Below are 6,215 nucleotides of genomic sequence, written 5' to 3'. Positions count from 1 at the left end.
TTGAAAACGATCAATCTCAGATTATTCAAGAATCCATTTCGACCAAGCCAACTTGCCGAAAATACAGAACGAATTCTCAATGAAATCGTAGAATTAACCTCAAAAACCCATCAAACACATAACGCCCGCTTAAGGGGCAGCCAACGCTACTACCAACTTACCGCATAATACCGTAACCACAAAAACCAACGCATAGTAAAAATGCCACGCGTTGGCTGTCCCTCTTGAGAATCTCGACTAACGATTCATATAGTCTAACATTGTCTCAAATTAGATTATAACATATTGATATGAAATAGTTTTTGTTGTTTTTAATATCTTTCAGTCTCATTGAGTCTCACGCCTCTTTGCCCCCCTTGTGCCCCCCTGGATTCACCGCTAATGTGAAGGGGAACAGAACATTTTACTAAGGGGTAACAGCATGGCTGGGATCAATAAACTACATGACACTACAATAAAAAAAGCAAAAGCAGGCGATAGAGAATATACGCTTGGAGACGGTGGAAACTTATTTCTTAGAATTCGTCCTAATGGAACAAAAAATTGGATATTTGTCTATTCACACCCTCACACCAAAAAACGTATAAAGCTGGGTTTAGGTGCATATCCAGACACATCGCTCACTTACGCTAGAACATTAGCCAAAGAGTACCGTAATCAACTTGCTCAAAGCATAGACCCTAGAATCTATCGTGAGAAATTACTATTAGAAAATCAAATAAAACATCAAAACACGTTCTTATTTGTTGCTGAAAACTTCCTAAAAATGCAAGAAGACAAGGAAGCATTGAAGCGCAAAACATTAATTGATGAAGCACAAAAACTGGCTAGACAAAATAACACTGATTTCGATGAGACGGATCTGGCAAAAATACATAATAAAGTTCGAACATCACATCGTAAGCGACTTTTCTTGAAAAAGAATATCTACCCTGCTCTCGCAAATATACCTATTACTGATATAACCGCACCTGGTGTCATCAAAGTAATCGAACCCATTGCTGCGCTAGGGAAATTAGAGAACGTCAAACGAGGCTGCGCCATAATGAATCAAATCATGAATTATGCAGTTAATCGTTCATTCGTTAAATTAAATCCTTTAAATGCCATTGCAGACGTTTTTGTGAAGCCTATATCTCAGTCAATGCCGACTGTTGAGCCAAAGGAGTTGGGTGATGTTATGAGGATTATGAGTAATTGCAACATGAAACATGTCACTCGCTGTGCTTTCGAAATGCAGTTCCATACTCTTACTCGGGCAGAAGAACTCGCATCAATGCGTTGGTGTGACATCAACTGGGATGAAAATCTTTGGACAATACCAGACTTCATGACCAAAATGCAGCGCCAACATAGAATTCCATTGACTATCTATACCGCTGGAATTCTTCAACACATGAAAGCCATTTCTGGGGATGACAAATACGTGTTTCCCTCTGACAAACTTGGTAGCAAGTTTCCACACATTAGTCCTTATGCAGTAAATTCAGCCTTACAGGCTACGCCCTTGAAAGGAAAGCTCGTAGCACATGGACTACGATCGATAGGTAGTACGAAGCTCAATTCGGAAAAGTTTGATGAGGATGCTATAGAAGTGGCACTTTCTCACTTAGACAAAGACCGTGTTCGTGCTGCTTATAATAAAAATGACTATTTGGAAGAACGCCAAGAAATCATGAATTATTGGAGCGAGTTTATCGTACAGTCGACTGGAAAATACTATTCGATTGCAGGTCAATATAAACCTGAAGACACAATAAGCTAGCGAGAGTAGCCTCTCTCAAATTCAAATTATCTACGTATATATCGCACTCTGGTTACCAGAGCGCGAAGGATTTTCGCAACCTAAAAACCATCAATAATGGAGATTTGATTATGTTTAAATTAACTCAACCACAAGTAATGGGGTTAGTAGAAATGCTTGATGATTGCACACAGCATCCAACTGAATGCAGTTCATATCTGATGTATCAAATAGGTTTTGACTACAACGATGTAATGTTGCTTATGTCTATGATTAATGAGATTCGCTCTAACCCAAACATGAATATCATTCATTTCAAACGTCGTCGTCAGCAAACTCTATTGGCTCAACTCGGAGGAATTGAACAACTCAAAGAGTGCATCCAATTAACGGATGGGTATCGCTCATAGTGCTATGAAAGCGATTCCAACCAACCAATGCTCAGCTTACTCAACATGACAGAGATAACTCTATGCGAACAGTAAAAAGCATGACGCTCATCCATAAAGCGCAACAAATTCTTGAACATAAGCTGAGTCATTGGCAACAACAAGGCTGGTGTAAAGCCAGCCCATTCTACCCATCGAAAGAAGGTGCATTCTGCGTTGATATTCAGATTGAACAACGCCCCGTCATCTATACATCCATTAGCGGCATTCTCTACCCCTCAAATGATGAGCATCAACAGAAAGCCGTTGACGCTTACCACTCAAGTCAGCTTACAAAGCTTGAATTCATACCTGACGCGGTCAACAACTTAATCAAACTATTAGAAGCAACAGAAGCTCGATTAAAAGTCCATTCAAACTGGCGTTATCGCCTATATGACGAACCACAATGCATGACCGAACTTTTCCTTAATAATGGTTTTCAAGCTCACCATCTTCACCCTGACTTTTTTGTCAAACTCAAAGGTCGCAACCCTACCAAAGAGCATGACATCAATTTCTCGCTAAGTGATGATGCTTACCCTAATATCGTTCTTGATTCACAATGGCTAAATCTGTATCCAGAGTTTCAAGTCTACTTAATAACAGCGGAAAACGGATTTTCACTCAAGGATGTAGCTCATATTTGGACATTAATAGAAAATGAGACCTAAAGGTCTCATTCATATCTGTAAAACGTATATGGACAAAAGTGAGCTAACAACAACTCCAGTGACTAATATCGATCCCACTTCATCATGCACTCAGGATGTCCCGTATGCTCATCCAACTGCTCACTGATGGTGATAAACCCTTGCTTTAGATAGAACAGATAGCTTGCGTGATTGGCTTTATATACAGAAAGAGTTAGAGTATTTCTTTGAGGCTTAACATGAGCGATTAACTCTTTACCAATACCTTTACATTGATGCTCTGGTGCAACAAAAATTGCCGCTAACATGTCTTCGTATAGCGAGTAGAACCCTACAATCTCACCATTTTTTTCATATACATAAGTCTCTGAGGCAGGGATGTAGATATCACGCATGCTGGGAACTTGTGACTTCCAGAACTCTGGCGATACAAAACCGTGAGCCTTGATGGATGCATTAAGCCAAATTGTTAAAATGCGTTCAATATCTGTTGGCTTGAGTTTTCTAATCATTCCGATATTCCGTTGGTAAATTGTTTGGTATTGCCTGATATTATCCAAATTAAACGGTTCTGAGATTGAACATTTCCGACAATCTCAATCGTTGCTAGCTGTGATACCACCATAGACATCAATTGTTAACCCTCGCTCTTTTTCATAGGTTTTCGGCGTTAATCCTAACTGCTTTTTTAGGTAGCGGATTAAATGGGGTTGGTCACTAAATCCAAATCTGAACGCAATATCTACCCAGTCGAGTGCGTCTGAGTCTCGCTGATAAATATACTCTAACATCACCTCTAATCGATTCATGGATTGGCACTGCTTCAGCGTCATTCCAGTCACACGCTGAAAGCTTCTCTCTAAGGTTCGTTGTGAGCAAAAAAGCCGCTCTCCCAAATCAGAGATGGGGGTATTATCAAGATGCTTCAAAGCTTGCCGAGTAAGTTCACTGTGCTTATCTTCAGAGCACAGTTTGAGCCACGGTGTTAATTTCGTATCGAGTTGATCAACACAATTATTCGGGTCACTTTGAGCAAGAATAATTAACTCATCTAAATCCAATAGATTATAAAGCCTGTCACCGCTTGCTACCTCTTCAACTTGATCGAGTAACATGGATTGCTCTAAAAGAGCCACTTGCTTCGAAAATTGGGGCAAGCTATACAAGGCTCCAGTATGAAATTTAATCCCAAGATGAACGAACGGATTGGTATGATCTAGTGCAACGGTTTGTTGATGGGGATAGAGCCAATGACTTCCTAATCCTATAGAAGCAGCCGAATTGAAATCATAACGATAGCGTTGATTTTTGGGCGAAATGATTAAGTGAGCACAAGGGTCAGGGTTAAGCTTCGGGAATGGATAGCTCTCGGCATTCGGTTGTTTTTCAATCAGCCAATAGCATTGAACATACTTAGCGACAGTTGGAGCTTTCGGTGATAATAACCAATGGAGCATCTAGAATTCCTATAACTTGATGAGGGACGCCCATTTCAGAGCAGCCTAGCATAGCCAGAAATAGTTTGTGATTCGTTACTATAGTTCGAATTCAATCTGGACAATACGATTGACTGCCGTGAGACCCGCTCGTTTTATTGCCTTTTGCGCACCTACATTACTGCTCTCGGTAGAACAAATTGGCGTTAAGTTACGCTCATTGGCGCTTTTTACGAGCCAGTGAAGCACTTGAGTAGCAATGCCTTTCCCACGTTGTGACTGCGCGACAATCATGCCCAGATCGGCATATTCCGTTTGAAATTCGTCGAATAAGCGGCATTCACCTGCGGCAAGTAGTTCTGTTCCCTGCCAGTAACCAAATAGTTCTTTGCAATTGATTAGGTTGTTGTAATAGCCAGTTAACCATTCTTTGGGTGCTCCAATGTTAGCCGCAGCAAATTCAACAAACTGCTCCAATTGATCAGTGGATGCTTGCTGTAGTTCAACGTTACATTGGACGTTTTCATCGCTTTTTTCCATCTGCTGATACATCAACGCATTGACTGTAAACTGTAAAGAGTTATCCATGCACAGCGATAGATATTGAGTCTCAGCTGTGCTAACAAAAGCGCCTTTAACGTCACCAATGACAGAGCTGTTTCCATCAGTAATTAACGTAAATAAATCTCTTTGATCGGTGTTCGCCTCGGTGGATAGATAAAATTGCAGCATATAACCATCACTGTTGATACAGCAGTATCCTACAAGAGCACCTTGTTCATAGAACCCGTAGTGAGTCGCCATTGGTACAAAACCGAAATGCCACATACCGTCTAAGGGTGCGGTGGATTGAGCAAAGTACACTTGTTTTAGGGAATGAATCTGTTCTAGGTTATCGATTGGTTTAATGTTTAACATCGTTTTTATCCTGCATGCTATACAATGACTCTTCAAGTGAGCATTGCTTTTCGATGTCACACATCATAGTTCTTGCTCTTAGCTAAAGATTGAATAAAAACGACAGTTTTCACTACGTATCATCAAAGCTTTGTGCAGCCTTACCTATCCAAAATAAGAGAAGCTCTGAATTGTTTTGGGCCACAGGCTTTTCAGAAGAAAAGCCTGTGGCAGCTCCTGTCTCCTGTCTGTCAGCAGTCTGTTTTCTCAGACAACCTCAGAGCGTCTTCTAGCTCAACGCCAAGGTATCGAATTGTGTTATCTAGCTTCGAATGTCCAAGTAAGATCTGTACGGCCCTGATGTTTTTCGTTCTGGCATAGATTAAAGTGGCTTTGGTGCGGCGCATGGAATGAGTGCCGTAATAGTCAGCATTCAGTCCCAGTTTTGCAGCCCAATTCCTGATAATTGAACGATAGAATGAGTAGCTGATAGGTTGCCCAGTGCGTCGGCTACTCGGGAATAGAAAACTGCTTGCCTCTAGAGATGCTGCAAAAATCCATCGGCTAATACTTTGCTGTGTTCTCGGAGTAATCTCATAGTGGACATCGGTGCCAGTTTTTTGCTGGATGCACTGAACCCTTTCATAGATAACTCCTTGCGAAGAAACATCGTAAACGTGTAGTTTTAGCAAATCACTCGCTCTTAACTTGCTATCTATAGCTAGGTTCAGTAGTGCGAGCTGCATCAGATCATTTTCAATCTCTAGCCTAGTTCTGATCCGCCAGATCTCTTCAAGCTTAAATGGCCTTTTGATGCCACTGCATTTTCCAGATGATAACTTTCTCATGATGACCTCCTCTCAGTGTTTTTGGTCAACATGAAGTTTGGCAGTAACATTTAGTAGGGTTCAGGAAGATCTGAAACGTCGGTGGACAAAAGAGCGTTAGGTAAAAAGATTTACCACATAAGGCTCTGATTAGAAAAATTATCCTTTAATTGTTCATCCATCACCAAGTTAGTTGAGTTGAGACTAAGTATCTAACCTATCCCTGTATT

Annotated in this window: 7 protein-coding genes; 3 read left to right on the top strand and 4 right to left on the bottom strand. The window is 40.9% G+C overall.

Annotation, left to right across the window (positions count from 1 at the left end; genetic code table 11):
• Positions 1-421: 421 nt before the first annotated feature.
• The 3 genes from EYW48_RS20055 (at position 422) to EYW48_RS20045 (ending at position 2,846) form a co-directional block, all read left to right on the top strand.
• Positions 422-1,765: an integrase arm-type DNA-binding domain-containing protein gene (locus EYW48_RS20055; RefSeq protein WP_277432936.1), complete on the top strand. Its 1,344-nt coding sequence runs from the start codon at positions 422-424 to the stop codon at positions 1,763-1,765.
• A 110-nt stretch (positions 1,766-1,875) separates the two neighbouring features.
• Positions 1,876-2,154, top strand: coding sequence for a hypothetical protein (locus tag EYW48_RS20050; RefSeq protein WP_261916903.1), 279 nt, complete (start codon positions 1,876-1,878; stop codon positions 2,152-2,154).
• A gap of 62 nt (positions 2,155-2,216) precedes the next feature.
• Entirely contained in the window at positions 2,217-2,846 is a 630-nt protein-coding gene (locus tag EYW48_RS20045) for a hypothetical protein (RefSeq protein WP_261916902.1), read from the top strand.
• A gap of 62 nt (positions 2,847-2,908) precedes the next feature.
• Here EYW48_RS20045 and EYW48_RS20040 read toward each other — a convergent pair whose 3' ends face one another.
• The 4 genes from EYW48_RS20040 to EYW48_RS20025 all read right to left on the bottom strand — a co-directional run bounded on the left by EYW48_RS20040 (position 2,909) and on the right by EYW48_RS20025 (position 6,006).
• The gene (locus EYW48_RS20040; RefSeq protein WP_277432935.1) at positions 2,909-3,337 is read right to left on the bottom strand and encodes an N-acetyltransferase; all 429 of its coding nucleotides are present in this window, start codon (positions 3,335-3,337) and stop codon (positions 2,909-2,911) included.
• A gap of 84 nt (positions 3,338-3,421) precedes the next feature.
• On the bottom strand, positions 3,422-4,282 hold the full coding sequence (locus EYW48_RS20035) for a helix-turn-helix domain-containing protein (RefSeq protein ID WP_277432934.1): 861 nt from the start codon (positions 4,280-4,282) through the stop codon (positions 3,422-3,424).
• A gap of 78 nt (positions 4,283-4,360) precedes the next feature.
• The gene (locus tag EYW48_RS20030) at positions 4,361-5,179 is read right to left on the bottom strand and encodes a GNAT family N-acetyltransferase (RefSeq protein WP_017050940.1); all 819 of its coding nucleotides are present in this window, start codon (positions 5,177-5,179) and stop codon (positions 4,361-4,363) included.
• A gap of 230 nt (positions 5,180-5,409) precedes the next feature.
• Positions 5,410-6,006, bottom strand: coding sequence for a tyrosine-type recombinase/integrase (locus EYW48_RS20025; protein ID WP_017050941.1), 597 nt, complete (start codon positions 6,004-6,006; stop codon positions 5,410-5,412).
• Positions 6,007-6,215: the final 209 nt, after the last annotated feature.

Origin of the sequence: Vibrio sp. 1180_3 (genome assembly GCF_029478545.1) — a bacterium.
Classification (GTDB): Bacteria; Pseudomonadota; Gammaproteobacteria; order Enterobacterales; family Vibrionaceae; genus Vibrio; species Vibrio aestuarianus.
The sequence above is the reverse complement of the archived record's forward strand: the minus strand, read 5'-3'. Positions and strand labels throughout refer to the sequence as shown.